At 46.1% G+C, this 15,338-nt stretch carries 12 protein-coding genes; 4 read left to right on the top strand and 8 right to left on the bottom strand.

Going from position 1 to position 15,338, the window contains the following annotated elements:
- Window positions 1-114 precede the first annotated feature (114 nt).
- Together MSG35_RS12825 and MSG35_RS12820 are read left to right on the top strand one after the other, a co-directional pair.
- A complete protein-coding gene (locus tag MSG35_RS12825) occupies window positions 115-903 on the top strand; it encodes an SUMF1/EgtB/PvdO family nonheme iron enzyme (RefSeq protein ID WP_017632587.1) in 789 nt (262 codons plus the stop codon).
- Between the two features lie 178 nt (window positions 904-1,081).
- A complete protein-coding gene (locus tag MSG35_RS12820; RefSeq protein ID WP_248384124.1) occupies window positions 1,082-2,764 on the top strand; it encodes an alkaline phosphatase family protein in 1,683 nt (560 codons plus the stop codon).
- 139 nt (window positions 2,765-2,903) lie between these two features.
- Here MSG35_RS12820 and MSG35_RS12815 read toward each other — a convergent pair whose 3' ends face one another.
- Window positions 2,904-3,998: a substrate-binding domain-containing protein gene (locus tag MSG35_RS12815; RefSeq protein WP_248384123.1), complete on the bottom strand. Its 1,095-nt coding sequence runs from the start codon at window positions 3,996-3,998 to the stop codon at window positions 2,904-2,906.
- Between the two features lie 82 nt (window positions 3,999-4,080).
- Between MSG35_RS12815 and MSG35_RS12810 the strand changes: the two genes are divergently transcribed.
- Complete coding sequence (locus tag MSG35_RS12810; RefSeq protein ID WP_248384122.1) at window positions 4,081-5,199, top strand: substrate-binding domain-containing protein; 1,119 nt, start codon at window positions 4,081-4,083, stop codon at window positions 5,197-5,199.
- A complete protein-coding gene (locus tag MSG35_RS12805; RefSeq protein WP_248384121.1) occupies window positions 5,196-7,670 on the top strand; it encodes an EAL domain-containing protein in 2,475 nt (824 codons plus the stop codon). The genes MSG35_RS12810 and MSG35_RS12805 overlap by 4 nt, the downstream gene beginning before the upstream one ends.
- Before the next feature lie 62 nt (window positions 7,671-7,732).
- On the opposite strand, the gene yegS is transcribed toward MSG35_RS12805, so the two are convergent.
- The 7 genes from yegS to MSG35_RS12770 all read right to left on the bottom strand — a co-directional run bounded on the left by yegS (window position 7,733) and on the right by MSG35_RS12770 (window position 15,333).
- Window positions 7,733-8,638, bottom strand: coding sequence for a lipid kinase YegS (gene yegS, locus MSG35_RS12800; RefSeq protein WP_248384120.1), 906 nt, complete (start codon window positions 8,636-8,638; stop codon window positions 7,733-7,735).
- Between the two features lie 19 nt (window positions 8,639-8,657).
- The gene (locus MSG35_RS12795; RefSeq protein ID WP_248384119.1) at window positions 8,658-9,563 is read right to left on the bottom strand and encodes a LysR family transcriptional regulator; all 906 of its coding nucleotides are present in this window, start codon (window positions 9,561-9,563) and stop codon (window positions 8,658-8,660) included.
- A gap of 78 nt (window positions 9,564-9,641) precedes the next feature.
- Window positions 9,642-11,024, bottom strand: a complete 1,383-nt coding sequence (locus MSG35_RS12790; RefSeq protein ID WP_248384118.1) for a BatD family protein — start codon at window positions 11,022-11,024, stop codon at window positions 9,642-9,644.
- On the bottom strand, window positions 11,021-12,745 hold the full coding sequence (locus tag MSG35_RS12785; protein ID WP_248384116.1) for a VWA domain-containing protein: 1,725 nt from the start codon (window positions 12,743-12,745) through the stop codon (window positions 11,021-11,023). The genes MSG35_RS12790 and MSG35_RS12785 overlap by 4 nt, the downstream gene beginning before the upstream one ends.
- On the bottom strand, window positions 12,738-13,817 hold the full coding sequence (locus MSG35_RS12780; RefSeq protein WP_248384114.1) for a VWA domain-containing protein: 1,080 nt from the start codon (window positions 13,815-13,817) through the stop codon (window positions 12,738-12,740). The genes MSG35_RS12785 and MSG35_RS12780 overlap by 8 nt, the downstream gene beginning before the upstream one ends.
- Complete coding sequence (locus tag MSG35_RS12775; RefSeq protein WP_248384113.1) at window positions 13,810-14,370, bottom strand: DUF4381 domain-containing protein; 561 nt, start codon at window positions 14,368-14,370, stop codon at window positions 13,810-13,812. Before MSG35_RS12775 ends, MSG35_RS12780 begins: the two co-directional genes overlap by 8 nt.
- A complete protein-coding gene (locus tag MSG35_RS12770) occupies window positions 14,371-15,333 on the bottom strand; it encodes a DUF58 domain-containing protein (RefSeq protein WP_050643890.1) in 963 nt (320 codons plus the stop codon).
- Between the last annotated feature and the right edge of the window lie 5 nt (window positions 15,334-15,338).

Below are 15,338 nucleotides of genomic sequence, written 5' to 3'. Positions count from 1 at the left end.
TCTGGAGCCATCATAATTCCTATTCGATCAGGTGACATGTTATACCCTTTATAACCAATAGGAATGACCTTAAACGTTAGAATTAGACCCTATTTCGAACATCTGAGGCACGTGATGAAATTTCTTAATTACAAACAGTTAGCAACAATGAGCAGCGTCACCATGACTATTCTTCTGAGTGGCTGTGCAAGCGTGCCTACACACCCCATCGCCCAACAAATTGACCAAGAGATGGTGTTGGTTGAAGGCGGCACATTCACCATGGGGTCGAACGATCCAGAAGCGACCAAAGCAGAGCGTCCTGCACGTAATGTAACTGTAGATAGTTTCTATATTGCGAAGTTTGAGGTGACTCAAGAATTGTTCGAATCGGTGATGGGTTCATCTCTCAGTTATTTCCAAAACCCACAAGTTCCAGTCAATAACCTTAGCTGGCAACAAGCGAACTACTTCGTCGAGCAATTGAACGAACTTACAGGCGAAGAATATCGTTTGCCTACTGAAGCTGAATGGGAATTTGCAGCCAAAGGTGGCAACAAAAGTAAAGGCTATACTTACAGTGGTTCCAATAACTTAGATGATGTTGCGTGGTACTCAGCAAATTCTAAAAATAGCGCACATCCAGTCGGGCTAAAGAAACCAAATGAACTAGGCTTATATGACATGACAGGAAACGTGGGCGAGTTTGTTATCGATGCCTTCGATGACACCTTCTACCGATTCGGTCCAACAGACAACCCTAACAACGCAAAACACAGCGACGTCGGTTTATCACACAAATCGGTTCGCGGTGGCAGCTTTGCTTATGACGAAAATGAATCTGAAAGTTACCGTCGTGACTTCGCAAGCCAATCGATCACTATGTCAGATATGGGTTTGCGTTTAGTTAAGGATACGAACTAAAGCTGTGAACTAGCTAAAGAAGCGAACTACCTAAAGATGCCAAAGGTTATGGTTCACTAATCGTCACCAACAATACTAAAAATACGATTCGCACTTCACACACGTTAGAAATCTGGCCAAACGTTAGAAACCTGACCAAACATTAGAACTCAGCGGCAACAGTGAATAAGGAAACTCTATGCAATACACCAAGCTTTCAGGACTAACCCTCGCGTTACTCTGCGCTCTTCCAGTTTCAGCTGCGGAAAAGCCAAATCTAGTCCTTCAAATCACGGTAGATGGCCTACGCGCAGACCTAATCGAGCGATATAAGCACAACTTCGGTGAAGGCGGTTTCCGGTACTTAATGGATGATGGTACCTACTACACCAACGCAAACTACCAACATGGCAACACGGAAACGATCGTGGGCCATGTGTCGCTTGCAACAGGTGCTCCACCGAGCGTACACGGCATGGTAGGTAATGTTTGGTATGACCGTAGCGAAGAACGTTTGGTGTATAACGTAGAAGACGGTAACTACCAAATGCTGACCTCTGGTGCGGGTGTCGATAAAGCAACAGAGATCGACCCAACGCAGAAGACAGCACAAGGCGATGGTCGCTCCCCGGAGCCAATACTCTCCACCACGTTTGGTGATGAGCTGACTATTTCCAATAGTGGCAAATCAAAAGTGTTCGGTGTGTCTGTGAAAGACCGCGGTGCGATCTCATTGGCGGGACACAGTGGTAAAGCCTTCTGGTTCTCCAAAGCACAATCTGAGTTTGTCACCAGTAACTATTACTACGACGAGTATCCAGATTGGGTATCGCGCTGGAACGAGAAAGCGATTGCTGCTCAGTATTCCAAACAGAAATGGGAGCTCTCATTACCGCGTGATAAGTACACGTTGCAAGAACACGATACCGAACACAAAGTGAAACTCGGTGATTTCCAACGTACCTTCCCTCACCCATACGGTCCGGCAAGTTACAAATACTACAGCACAACGCTAACCGTCAGCCCTGCTGGTGACGAAATTACGGAAAACTTCGCTAGTACCTTGCTGATGCAAGAGAAGCTTGGTCAAGGCGACGTGACTGATTATCTGTCCGTAAGTTTCTCATCAAACGACTACGTGGTGCACCTTTACGGCCCTGAAAGCCTAGAAACAGAAGACAACCTTATCCGACTAGATAAGACTCTCGCTAAGCTTTTCAAAACCGTGGATAACCAAGTCGGTCTAGAAAACACTTTGATTGTGCTGTCTGCCGACCACGGCGTTCCTGAATCTTCACCTGCGGCAAATGCGCTTGGCTTCAATCAAGCTCAATACTTCAATAAAGACACACTACTCTCGAGTGGTGTTGAGAAACGATTGAAGGATGAATTTGGTCTAACCAAAGACGCGATTCGCTTGTACGCACAACCTTATGTCTATCTGAATCATGATCTGATCGCGGAGAAGAAGCTTGATCTAGCTAAAGTACAAGAAGCCATTGCTGATGAGATTGCAAAAGTGAAAGGCGTTGCGTTTGCTGTATCAAGCAGTGATATCGCAACCAACCGAGTACCGGATACGCATGTGATGCAGCTAATTAAAAATAACTACCACCCTGCTCGTTCTGGTGACGTGTACGTGGTATTTGCACCGCGCAGCTACATTAACGACATGGAAGGCCTCCAAATTGCCTCTACACATGGTTCTCCGTGGAAATACGACACTCATGTGCCTGTGATCTTTGCAGGTTACGACGTTGAAGCTAAGAAGGTATCGCGAGCAGTGACACCATATGATATTGCGCCAACGCTTTCGAACAAACTGGGTATCACCCAACCAAGCGGGTCTATTGGAGAGGTGTTACAAGAAATCACTGAGTAGACTCAATCTCTACGGTTTCGTGAGCTAGATGTCGAATCCGGAACCCACTCAATAAAAGAGCCGTTTATCTATTTCTGACTCACTAGGTCGAAACAGATAAGCGGCTCTTTTTGATTGATAAAGGCTAGATGGATCGAACCTAATTCTTGCCCGAGTAACGAAACGCTTCTCTGGTTAGCTGATTTAATTGGTCGTCATTCATCTTATTGTGCACAACGGTGATACGGCCTAAGTAAACCAACGGGACTTCTGCCTCTCGCTCTTCCAAGTGAAACTTAATCGCTTCGGCCGTTGCCACACCAAGGTCATCACTCATTCGCATAGGCGTCGCGTCTAGTTCATCGGAACGAATCTTTTCTATCTCTTTCGCAGTACCGCCCCAACCCGTTACATAGATCTCAGACAACATGTCAGCCTTGTTTAACGCATCCACCGCTCCCATGGTCATCGCAGTATTGGCATTGTGAACCATGGTCACCTCAGGGAAGTTACCAAGCACTAAACGAATCCCATCGGCTCCACCTATCTTCTGGTATTGCCCGAAGTGCTCATACACAGTTAACCAATCACCTTTTTCCTCTACACAATCAATGAAACCCTGTGAACGTTGAGTATCTGTTATTCCCGGGATTCCTCGATTAGCTGAAAACTCGACTTCATTTCCCAGCTCTTTCACCACATGGTCACAAAGCACCTCAGCCCCCATCGCGCTTGAGAAATCAAACCAGCTGTCTGGTTGATGTTTCCATTGCTCATTAGGTGTGTGAAACGCCCAAATAAAGGTTTTGAAATCTTTGGAAGCGGACAGTTTTTGGATATTACTGGCTTGGATACCCAATTCAGAAGGACCAAAAATGACGAAGTCATAAGGCGTATCAGAATTCAGGACTTGCTCGGTGTATTGGGTTTGTAATGAGTGCTCAATTTGCCTTGAGGTAAACTCACTGATCTCAAAAGGCAGCTCCAAAGCGATGAGCCTTTGCTTCAATGCGGTGTAATTTCTTGTCCAAAAGTCAGAAATATCTGCACTTGGATAAATCAGCGCAATTCTTACCGGTTTTTCTACCGACATCGGAGCTAATGAAATTGGCTCGCCACTTACAGTCTCTTGAAATTTTTCAAGTTTCTTTACATCAGCCTCCGGCCTTACCCCGTCAGCATTGACGTACAAAGGGAGGCAAAAACACGCTGTCAGTAGGGTTGGTAAAATATTTTTATAAAGTTGACCCGGCATAACTGTTACCAAATGTTTGAATGTTTATTAACAATATTATAAATATAGGGCGATTATAAGTTATAAGCGTTTTATAAGCCGTATGAATAAGAGATTAAATTTTGCGAGTTTATTGCTCGCTACTACTTGCTACTCTCAGAGTTTTGCGGGTAATCATGAAGACGATTTCTTCCAATATGCTGAAGAAAAAGTGATGCGAGCGGTTTCCAACCAGAGAACTTGGGATGGCCCAATGCAAGGCCCTGCAGTGCGTCATGAAAAAAACGTTATTTTTGTCGCGTCTGATTTACGTAACGGTGGCGTTTACGGGGTGGGTAAAGGTATCTCCGAGGCCATTTCAAACATCAATTGGCATCTGAGGTTCATTGATGGCTTAGGCTCAGAAGTACGCCAAGGTGCAGCTATCCGAAAAGCGATTGGCTTTGAACCCGATGCCATTGTTCTTGGCGGCATTGATGCTGTACGACACAAAACCATTTTGAAACAAGCGGAAGATCTCGGAATCGTTGTTATTGGCTGGCACGCGACTGAGCTGGTCGGTGGCAACCCAGAAATCGGCTTATACACCAACATCACCACCGACCCTCTCGATGTGGCGGAAGTGGCCGCGCTACTCGCGATTGTAAACTCAAACGGGCGAGCAAAAACCGTAGTGTTTACCGACCCGAACTATGAAATTGCGATGATCAAAGCCAACGCGATGGTCAACACCATCAAGCGTTGCGGTACCTGCGATGTACTTGAACTGAACTACTTACCGCTCGATAAAATTGCCGAGCAGATGCCTGCAACATTGAAGAGCCTTGATGATAAATATGACGAGAAAATCACTCACATCTTAGCCATCAACGACCTCTACATTGATTACGCGATCCCTTCTTTGGAGTCTAATCTCGAAGAGTATCGGTTAATACCACAAAACATTTCAGCGGGTGACGGCAGCAAAGCCGCGTACAAACGAATCAATAGCGGTCAATTCCAACTGGCGACGGTACCTGAACCCTTATACCTACAAGGCTGGCAAATTGTCGACGAGCTCAACCGAGCATTTAACCAAATGCCTCCAAGTGGCTACTCAGCCCCTGTGCATCTCGTCACGCCCGATAATGTTGAAGAACTCATAAGCCAGTCAGACAAAGGCATCTACGACCCTAAAAATGGCTACCGTGAAGCGTACCTGAAAATTTGGAAGCCACAATGAAACTACCTCAGATAAACATCACCCAACGGCTCATTATTTCGAACCTAGTTTCGCTTTTGATTGTGAGCCTTGCGGTCATCATGGTGATCCGCTCACTCTATTACGTCGAGTCGACGCTCAAAACAGAAACCTCTACACACGTATCAGATTTGATTGTTAACTCTGAAATCAGCCGACGAGTGTTTACGCTCACCTCTCGAGTTAAGCTGCTGGAACAGACTTTTTTGTTCAGTGAAACCACGCTGTCTGAAGAAGCGTTCAATGTTGATTTCCAACTGCAACGACTGAGAGATCTTTCGACAAACGAAGGTTTCTCGCAAAAGATCGATGCCTTTATCGATAACTTCCACCGCTTTCTGGGCAGTTCGCTAGCACTGAATCGAATTCTTAAGCAGACTAATCAAATCGACGCAGCATTAGCCGAGCAACTTGATCAACTCGAATTTGCTATCGCCGACAGCAAGCTAAGGCACTTAGACCAACCTAATTTCATCCGTTATAACAATGAATTAGATCTCATCAACATGCTACGAGAGTCGTTCCTCACCTCGGGTAAAATGGTCGGTGACATTCACAGCCGTATCACGCCAGAAACGGAGAAAGTCCTGCTTATTGAGGTCGAGAAAGAACTCGATATATTTTTGCTCCATTTAGAAAACGTCGATATCGCAACGTCAGCGGTGATTGCTGAGAAGAAAAGAATTCATCGTACAGTGAAACGATACAACGCCGCTTTAAAACGCATTCGAGCGAATCTGGAACAGCGTTGGTTGGTGATGGCATCACTGTTAGTAGCCCAAAGTGACTTGTTGGAGATGGTAGAACAAACCGAATCACGCGTACAAAACCAAGCCTTAGAACTGACAGACCAGCTTGAACAAGAGATTGGTCTATCAAGGCTCAATGCGATTGTTATCAGCATTTCAGCCGTCGTGCTATCGATGTTGCTGGTTAGCCACGTTGTTAGACATCACATTCGAAAGCCACTCAATGCACTTAGACATGGCTTCGACCGTTTAGAATCCGGTAGCCTCAAAAACCCAATCAACTTGGGCAGAAGTGACGAATGGTCTCACTTAGAAAAAGCCTATAACGACATGGCTTTAAGGCTGTCCGAGGCCTACCTCGACCTCACAGAAGAGAAGAAGAACTTCGACTTCCTCGCACACCATGATCCACTGACGAATTTGGCTAACCGACTGTTGGCCACCAAACAATTGGATGAAGAGATTAGAACATCCAGTGAGAGCAACGCCTCTTTCTTATTGTTTTATCTTGATATTGATGAATTTAAGACCATTAACGACTCCTTAGGACATGAGCCCGGAGACAACTTATTAGTCAATGTCTCTGACATCTTGAGTAGCCTAGTCGGCGATAAAGGCTTTGTTGCTCGAATGGGTGGCGACGAGTTCTTGGTTGTGTATTCCAACATTAGCTTAGAAGAAGGTGAACCGATCGCCGATCGCTTGAATCAAGCATTAAGAAAGCCGTATTACATCGATGATAATTCTATCTTCGTCTCCGCGAGTATTGGTGTTTGTGAATACCCTACTCATGGTTTGGATCGTGAAACCTTAATTCGTAACGCGGATACCGCCATGTATCACGCCAAACGTAATGGTAGAGATCAATACAGAGTCTACGCGGATAAAATGACTCATGAAGTAAACGACTTAATCGAAACCAACATTGGGCTTCATCAAGCGATTGCTAACGACGAACTTGAAGTGTTCTTCCAACCTAAGGTCGACTTAGATTCACAAGGGATCATTGGCGCCGAAGCACTTATTCGCTGGCGACACCCTAAATTGGGCTTACTGCCACCGATTGATTTCCTTGAAGTGGCGGAGAAAAGTGACCTCATTATCGACATCGATAAGTGGGTGTTCAAGAAAGTAGCGAACTTGATCACTGAATGGCAACGAACGGGAATAGACCTACAAGGTGTGATTTTCTCAATCAATTTCTCAGCGAGAATGTTCTATATGACAGACCTCGCCGAGCAGCTACAAGTGATACTGGATGAAACGGATTGCCAACCTCACCAATTGCTGCTTGAGATTACCGAAAGAGACATGATGCGTGATTTTGAAACCTGTTCGAGAACCATTGAGGTGCTTCATTCTAAAGGTTATAAGATTGCTATCGATGATTTTGGCACGGGTTACTCTTCACTGTCGGTATTGAAGAATCTTTCGGCTGATTGCGTAAAGTTAGATCGAAGCTTTATTGAAGATATTAATTCATCAAAGGTTGATTACGAGATTACTTGTGCGGTGCTTAAACTCGCGCAAATACTCGACTTTTCAGTGATTGCAGAAGGCCTTGAAACCCAGAGCCATGTGAAGACACTGCGCCAGATCGGTTGTAAATACGCTCAAGGCTATTTCTTTGCGCGTCCTCTGCCGATTGATGACTGGTTGCCTTACTTCTTGCTTAATTCAGAGCAAACGCAAAAAGAGGCATAACGAATCTTAGCGGAGTGAATGACCCTATCGGTCGATCACTCCGTTTACCCAACCGAAGTGGTTTACCGGTTTTTCACCAAACAAGGACTGTTTTCTGGCAGCACCAAACAAATGCTGGATGGCATGACTTCAAAACGTATTTGATTGGAACGATAAGGTTCACCATCAAGGTTAATGGGCAGTGACTGAGGGAAATCGATCTCTAACCAGCGGGCTTGAGTATGGACTATGTACTTGCCGTCGTCGGCTGGATGCTTGAGCTCTTCGATGACTTTTGGCAAATCAGAAGCAACGAAGGTTTTGACCAAAGTAAGATCCATCAAACCATCATCAATCAATGCATTTGGCGCTAACTCTTGTCCTCCACCCGCTAAGCGACCATTACAAAAAGCACCAACAAGGATCTTGCCGGTAAAGCTGCCTTTGTCTATGGTCAACGAGCCACTGTAAGGCTTAAAGCCGAGAGCTTTCACCACACCGGTTAACGTATACGCACCGCCACCGAGAAAATCTTTAAGCTCGACTGGCGTTTCAGCTGTGACTTCAGCACCAAAACCCGCCGCAGCGACATTCATAAAGTAGCGGTCATTTGCACGCACGCTATCAACAGCAAACGCCTTGCCTTCCAGCGCTAACTCAAAGGCGCTCGAAATATCATTAGGTATTCCCGTTGCGGTAGCAAAATCATTCGCCGTGCCCATCGGGATAATCGCCAGTTGTGGTCTTTCACTGGCACGGAACTGGTTTAGCGCGTTAACGGCTTCATTCACCGTTCCATCGCCACCCGCCACAATCAGACGCTTAACACCGTCGCATATTGCCTCGCTTACCAAACGGAACATATCCGACGATTCCCAAGTCACTCTAACTTGCAGGTCGATATCATTGTCCCTCGCCGCAAAGATGGCTTGCCTTAGTTCCGGGATATTAGCTTTCTTTCCGTTTAAAATCGCGCGAATGCTTTCCATGGCTATGTCCTTGTATAGGCTAACTTGATAACTCTTTTGCTGCCGCTTTGATCTTAGCTCGTAACCACTTATGGCTTGGTTCATTAGTCCGGCTTGGATGCCAAATCATACACATATCGAGGTCTTCCAACTCGAAGGGTAATGGCAGTGTTTTAACCGAGTACTTTTCAGCAAAACAACGCACCGATGAAATAGGCATTACACCGATGTACTCAGAGCCTTCGATCACAGGAAGCATCTCAACAACGCCCGCTGCGCGATACACGATTCTACGTTTTTCAAGGTCACTGTAGTGCTCAGAGCTTAATAAGCTTTTGCGCGCATGCCACCTAGAGACCACCACATGCTCGAGTGCTAAGAACTGTTCCATATCGATCGTATCGCCAACCGTTGGATGATCACTACTACACACCACGACCAACTCTTCTGTAGAAATCACCTCGTGCTTAAGCATGGTTCTTCCTTTAGGCGTCATATCAATAATCACGTCGTGTCTTTGCAGCCTTAAATCAGACTCATAGTCTTCGGTAAACAGAGGATGAACCTCTAACGCGATACCTGGCGCGACTTGGCTGATTAACTGCATGACTTTTGGCATCATTTCGTAGCTCGCGGCCGAAACGCAGGCAATGGAAAACACGCGGCCTGAAGTTTTAGGATCGAAGTCTCTTGATGCGGATAAGGTAGAAGTAAAATTTTTAAGTGCCGCGGCCATTGCAGGATAGATATCAATAGCGAATGTGGTTGGCTCTACACCTGATGTGGTGCGGTGAAACAGTGGCTCATCATAGATATCTCTCAACCTTGCAAGTGCTTTACTCACTGCTGGTTGGCTTATATCCATGCGATTAGCAGCCCTAGATAAGTTCTGCTCTTCATAGATAGCAACAAATATAGGAATTAGATTTAGCTCGGTACTTTTCATACAGTTCCATATTAAAGAAGCAGGTTCCCCATAGTAGAGAACCTGCCGATTATGTTCGATGCGAATGACTAAAGTTTGCTACTTAGTTCTATCTTTTAAGTCTGGCAAGGCTTTAGGGATTTTCAAGCGAGCGGCAATTGAACGAGGTTTACTCTGGCTTGATTTATCGTTGGGCAAGTTACGTAACCCTTTCCATAAACGAGTGAATACGTTTTTATCTTCACTTCCTTGTTGAAGGGCTTCGCTATCCTCTAGCCAACGCTTTTGTTCGTTCGCTTTACCCAGTTGCTCTTTACTTAGTTGCGCTTTATTCAGCTCTAACTGAGAGGTTTCGCTTCGCAATTGACGATAGATAAAGGTTCTTAGTGCAGCCCAATTACCTTGCTTGAGTAAACGACGTAATACTAGCCAACTCGGTGTTGGGCGATTTGCGTAGTAACGCTTAACGGAAACAATCAACGCAATGCAGACTAGCAGAGCCAAACCAACCGTAATAAACAACGACATGTAGGCTTTGATGAAAGATTGGACTGTGTGTTTGGCTTCAAACACATCCCCTTTAATCACCACGCTTTCAAGGCGTTGATTTTTGCTGTCCCACCACTGAAATGAAAACTCTGGGAGCGTAAACTCACCACCTTGTTGAATCACATATACCGTCTCTTCAACTCGGCTTGAGCGATAATCACCACGTTCTTGAGTATCATCCAAACGGTTGGGCTGTGGGTAAGCTTGGAACTGCTGAGTGGACTCATTGGTTAGCACATCTGGCAGCAACACAGAAAGGCTGTCTTTTGCCTTAATCGTGATAGTTCGAGTAATGGCACCGCCAACTTTTAACTCGTCACTCGAGCGTTGCCATTGTTGCTCTACATCTACTTCTGTCGCGGAAAACCAAGGCGCTTCATTATCGAGTAAACCTGAAGGCAACGAAGCTTCAAACTTAATCGGCTGCGTGTAAAGCGTACCGCCCACGTTTGAACCATCAGGAGCAGAAACTTGGATACGAACCGGCACGGTTGGAATAACAAACTCACCGGAAGTCATCGGATAAAGCGTCACTTCCCAACGCTGACGTGACCATGTAGTACCACCGACTCTTTCTGTGTAGTTCGTCGCGAGTTGGTTACGCTGCTTAGCAATCACGTTAGGGATTTCGATACTGCCAATTCGAGTGCCGCCTGTTAACCAGCGCGGTGTCGCCACCTCAATGTTCAGAATGACCTGCTCATTTACGCTGACTTTGGTCGGCGTTATCTTGTCGCCTGACTTGGGTTTCTCGCCCACCCAAGCGATAAGCTCAACGTCACCACTTTTTTGCAGATCGAAGATATCGGCAGCAGAAGCAACAGCAGGAAAAAACCAACTCAACATAAGAGTCATCGACAACAACCATGTACGGGCTGTGAATCGCGCGCCCTTTGATTGAATCGCTTCAAGCGCTAAATCGTATCGACTCATTGTGCTTGCTCCTGTTTTGATGCCTGTTCCTGTTTCGGTGTCTGTTCTATCGAAGGTGCAGGGTCTCTTAATTGAATTTGAAATTTCGACTTCAAGAAGAACTTAGGGTCCGCTTCGACGCGTTTTAACCACTTGTCGGCAAGCTCTTGACTGCCCAAGATTTCATTGGCATTCAGCGTTTCCTTGAGCATCAATTCCGCTACCGTTTCTTCTTCGGCGCCATCACCCGTTCGCGGCTGATCGTCTTCGAGTTCTAAAGATTCTTCAGGGCCATCTGTGGTTCCAGACTGGCTTTCACTGGTTCGATTTACCTCTTCGACAATCCCACTAAGCACAGCAAGATTGTTTTCCACATCCGTTCTTAGTTCTGGTGAAAGATCCTCTTTCTCGCTTAGTGACTTCAAAAGGTCTCGCGCCGCAAGGTATTCACGCTGCCTGGCTAACGCACTCGCTGCATTGTATAAACCAAGGTCAGTTTTGGTTTGCAAAAATGCACTGTGAGCGAGCTTAAAATCACGAGCATAGTAATAAGCCGCGCCCTTTCGCATTGGGTCAGTAAAATGTTTGGCAGCTTGAAGGTATTCTTTCTGATTCAACAAACGTTGACCTTGCTGGTCAGGCGTTAGCCATAAGTCCCACCACCATTGAGCGGTCTTATCCCAAGCCGTAAGCGACTCCACCACAACGGGTTTCTCAGCAGTTAAGTTGACGGTTTTCGCCAAAGTGCTTGGTGAATAAATACTGCCTGAAATCACTAGGCCAACTACGCACCACTGTACCAACCATCCTTTTCTGAACCACAACAACATGATGATCGCCATTGGAATAAGTAGGCCATAGCCCATGTCTTTCCATGGCATAGAAGATTCACCGTTAAGTTGCATGTTTCTTTCAACCGCTCTGTTCAGTTGTTGAATATCCGAATCGTCAACGGTCACCTCAATCACTCGACCACCTGTCTTATTCGCTAAATTGCGTAATGAATCTAGGTCAACAGGGTTATCGCTCACCACATCGCTATTTCCGGCAGCCAAAATCAGCAACTGATATGGGTTTTCGTTAAAGAAGGTTTCAAAAGCTCGCGTCGTACTTGGATTCACACCATCTGAGACTAAAAGCACTGACGAACCTAACTCACCAGACAGTTGCTGATTTATGAGTGGCAGAGCTTCTTCTGCTGATTTACCTGAAACCGGCATGATGTCGGGTGTAATAGCCGCAAGAAACGGTTCAAACACCTTGCTGTCCTGCGTGACGGGCATCGCGACGTGTGCGCTGCCTGCGTAAACCACTAAGCCCGTATTACCGCCTTTTCGAGCTGCCAATAAGTCTCTAATTTTCTGCTTAGATCGTTCCAAGCGACTTGGAGGCAAATCCTTAGCGAGCATAGATTCACTATTATCGAGCACAACCAACATCGACGCTTTATCTTCACCAAATGGCGATGCTTCACGTTGCCATGTTGGGCCAGAACAGATAATGATGGCGATAGTCACAATCACCACCAATAGCTTCAACGGCAGCTGCTTGCGCCAGCCTGTTTCGCCAATCGTCAATGCATCACGTAAATGTGCCGGTAGAATGTCTTTCCACGTTGGTTTGGTCTCTTCTCTCCAACGAACCCACAACAGGAAAAACATTGGAATAAAGGCCAACAACCACAATGGTCGGATAAAATGAAACTGGGTAAAGAACTGTTGTATCGTGAGAGAATCAGGCATCACTCTCTCCTTTCAAATTCTTAGCCGAAGAAGCGAGCAGCGATCTTCGGCGTATCGTTGCTAAGCTGAATGCGGTCAAATACATCACTACAACAATCGCCATCAAGTAGTGGTGCAACCCCTGTTTAGGGCGATAAGTGGTACTTTCATATAACTGAGGTTCTAGCTCACCAATCTGAGCGTAGGCTTTGGTCAGTTCGTCGCGGTTAAGCGCTTCAAAGGCTTCGCCACCTGACTCTTGAGCCACACGTTTGATGGTTTCCATATCCAAAGCCACTTCACCAACGGTTTGTGGGTCGCCCATTGCAATAACGTGAATTCGAACGCCCTTAGCCTTAGCGACTTTTGCGGCATCGATAGGCTCAACAAAGCTTCCCGTATCATTACCGTCAGTTAATACGATCACGACTTTCTCTTTTTCGTTGGTATCGACGTTTGAATCTTGAACGGCAGCACTTTGCTTTTCACTCTGTTCAAACACCTTGATCGCCAAGCCAATTGCATCACCTAGGTGCGTACTTTGTCCTGCCATCGCGACATCGGTTTGATTAAGCAGTTCAAGCCATACCTCTTGGTCTGCGGTAAATGGCGTTTGTACGAACGCTGCATCACCAAACAAGATCAAACCGAGTCGGTCCCCTTTTCTGGTTTTCGCGAAATCGGCTAACACCTCTTTGGTCGCATCTAAACGAGAGATTTTATCGCCTTGCTGAGAGGTGAAATCTTGCTCTGCCATTGAGCCGGATAAATCGACCACCACCATCACATCACGACCTAATTGTTCGCGAATTTGTGGCTCACCAAGAATGGTTGGTTTCGCTAACGCACACACGACCAATACCCAAGTAATAATGAGCGTGGTTCGTTGCCACCAGCTTGGCGTTAACTGGCTTGCACCTTCTGACGGTGCTTCCCCAATCGCTTCAACCAATTCTCGAAAAAATGGCACCTTAATCGCCATTTGCTTAGTTCGATAAGCTGGCACGGCAAAGTAGACCAACAACGGCAGAGGCAGCGCGATAAACCATAGCGGGTGCGCAAATTCAAAGCTGGCAGATAAAACATCAAACATTATCTTGCCCCTCAGCCGTTACCTGTACATTCGGTTTCGCTTGTAGATCTGGTTTATGAAGTTTTAGCCACATCATCGCAGTTTGAATCACCTCTAAACGCTGTTCAAAGCTCAAACGGACATTAGGGTCAATTAAGCTCTGCATCCATAATTCCGAGACTTCATCAGCAAAGAACGCATTGCTGTTTTCACTCGTGTTAGCGCTAACAGGCAGGTAAGCGTTCAAACGGTTTACATAGGCTTGGCCAAACAGCTTGGCATTGCTGCTGTCTAGGTAACGAAGCACCACTTTCAGCACCTTGAAAGTTCGCTCGGTTGAGTTCTTGTCTCGTGCATCCAAAACCATGAGCTCTTGAAGCGCTTCTTTACGATAACGGTTATTCCACCATCTCTGCGCCAAACGATAAGCCAGATAGATAGCGACCAATAACAGAATAACGCCGAGGATCTTCCAACCAATGGTTTGCGGCATCCAGCTCACACTCTCGGGAATGGCGACATCGTGCAGATCGCGAAGAATATAAGTACTTGGGGGGGTATGTTCTACAGCCATCTAGCGCCCTCCCACCAGCTTTTGAAGCTGAGATATGTGATTGCCTGACGTGTCTAATTCGATATAAGGAAGGTTTTTCATCGCCATCAATTTAGCAAGCGACTGCTTCTGGAGTGCCGCTTTTTGGGCAAGGCTTTCACTTGCAAGGTTAACCTTAGATTGGCTATCCAGATTAAGTTGAAAGCGACCATCACCCACCACCCAGTTTGCGCTTGCCAGATCTTGAGGCAATGATTGTTCTAATGGATCGGTGACCATAATGGCTAAGATATCGTTGTGTTGTTGCAGTTGCTTGAGTCGGTCAAGGTGTTGCTCTTGGCAATCTCGCCAATCACTAATAAAGATTAAGGTCGATTGCTTCAATCTCATGCGCTTGATCAGTTCAATCCACTGGCTAAACCCAACACCTTCGCTGTCGCTCACACTGACACCTAAGCTTTGATTGGCTTTGGTGAGGTGTTTTAGTTGAGCCAATAAATCCGATTGAGAACGCTGCGCTTTAGTATGAAAGAGCTTTTGGTATGAGGCTAAAACGAAGCCAACTCGGTCACCATCTTTCAGCACTCGCCATCCACACAATGCCGCCACTTCGGCAGCCACAACGGATTTCATGGTGTTTTGAGAAGCAAAAAACATCGAACTGCGCTGATCAACACAGATCATCACATTACGGTCTTTCTCTTCGGTATAACTACGAACATGAGGTTTGCCTGTTCGCATCGTGACTTTCCAATCGAGGTTACGAATGTCATCACCAAGTTGGTAGTGACGTAGCTCCTCGAAATTCAAGCCTCGACCTCGGAACAATGAGTTGTGTCTACCCGACAGAACGCTGCCCGCCTTTAGGTGAGGCAGTAGAGAAAACGACTCAGCTTGAGCCTGAATTCGCACTAACCTTGAGTAATCACAATACAGTCGTGGATCAAGGCCTTGCGATCTGGGAGCTTGTGTTGGCTTCGCCATGACGC

The organism is Vibrio sp. 1CM23M (assembly GCF_023161755.1).
GTDB lineage: Bacteria > Pseudomonadota > Gammaproteobacteria > Enterobacterales > Vibrionaceae > Vibrio > Vibrio coralliirubri.
Note: the sequence above shows the minus strand (reverse complement) of the source record. Positions and strands in the feature narration are given on the sequence as shown.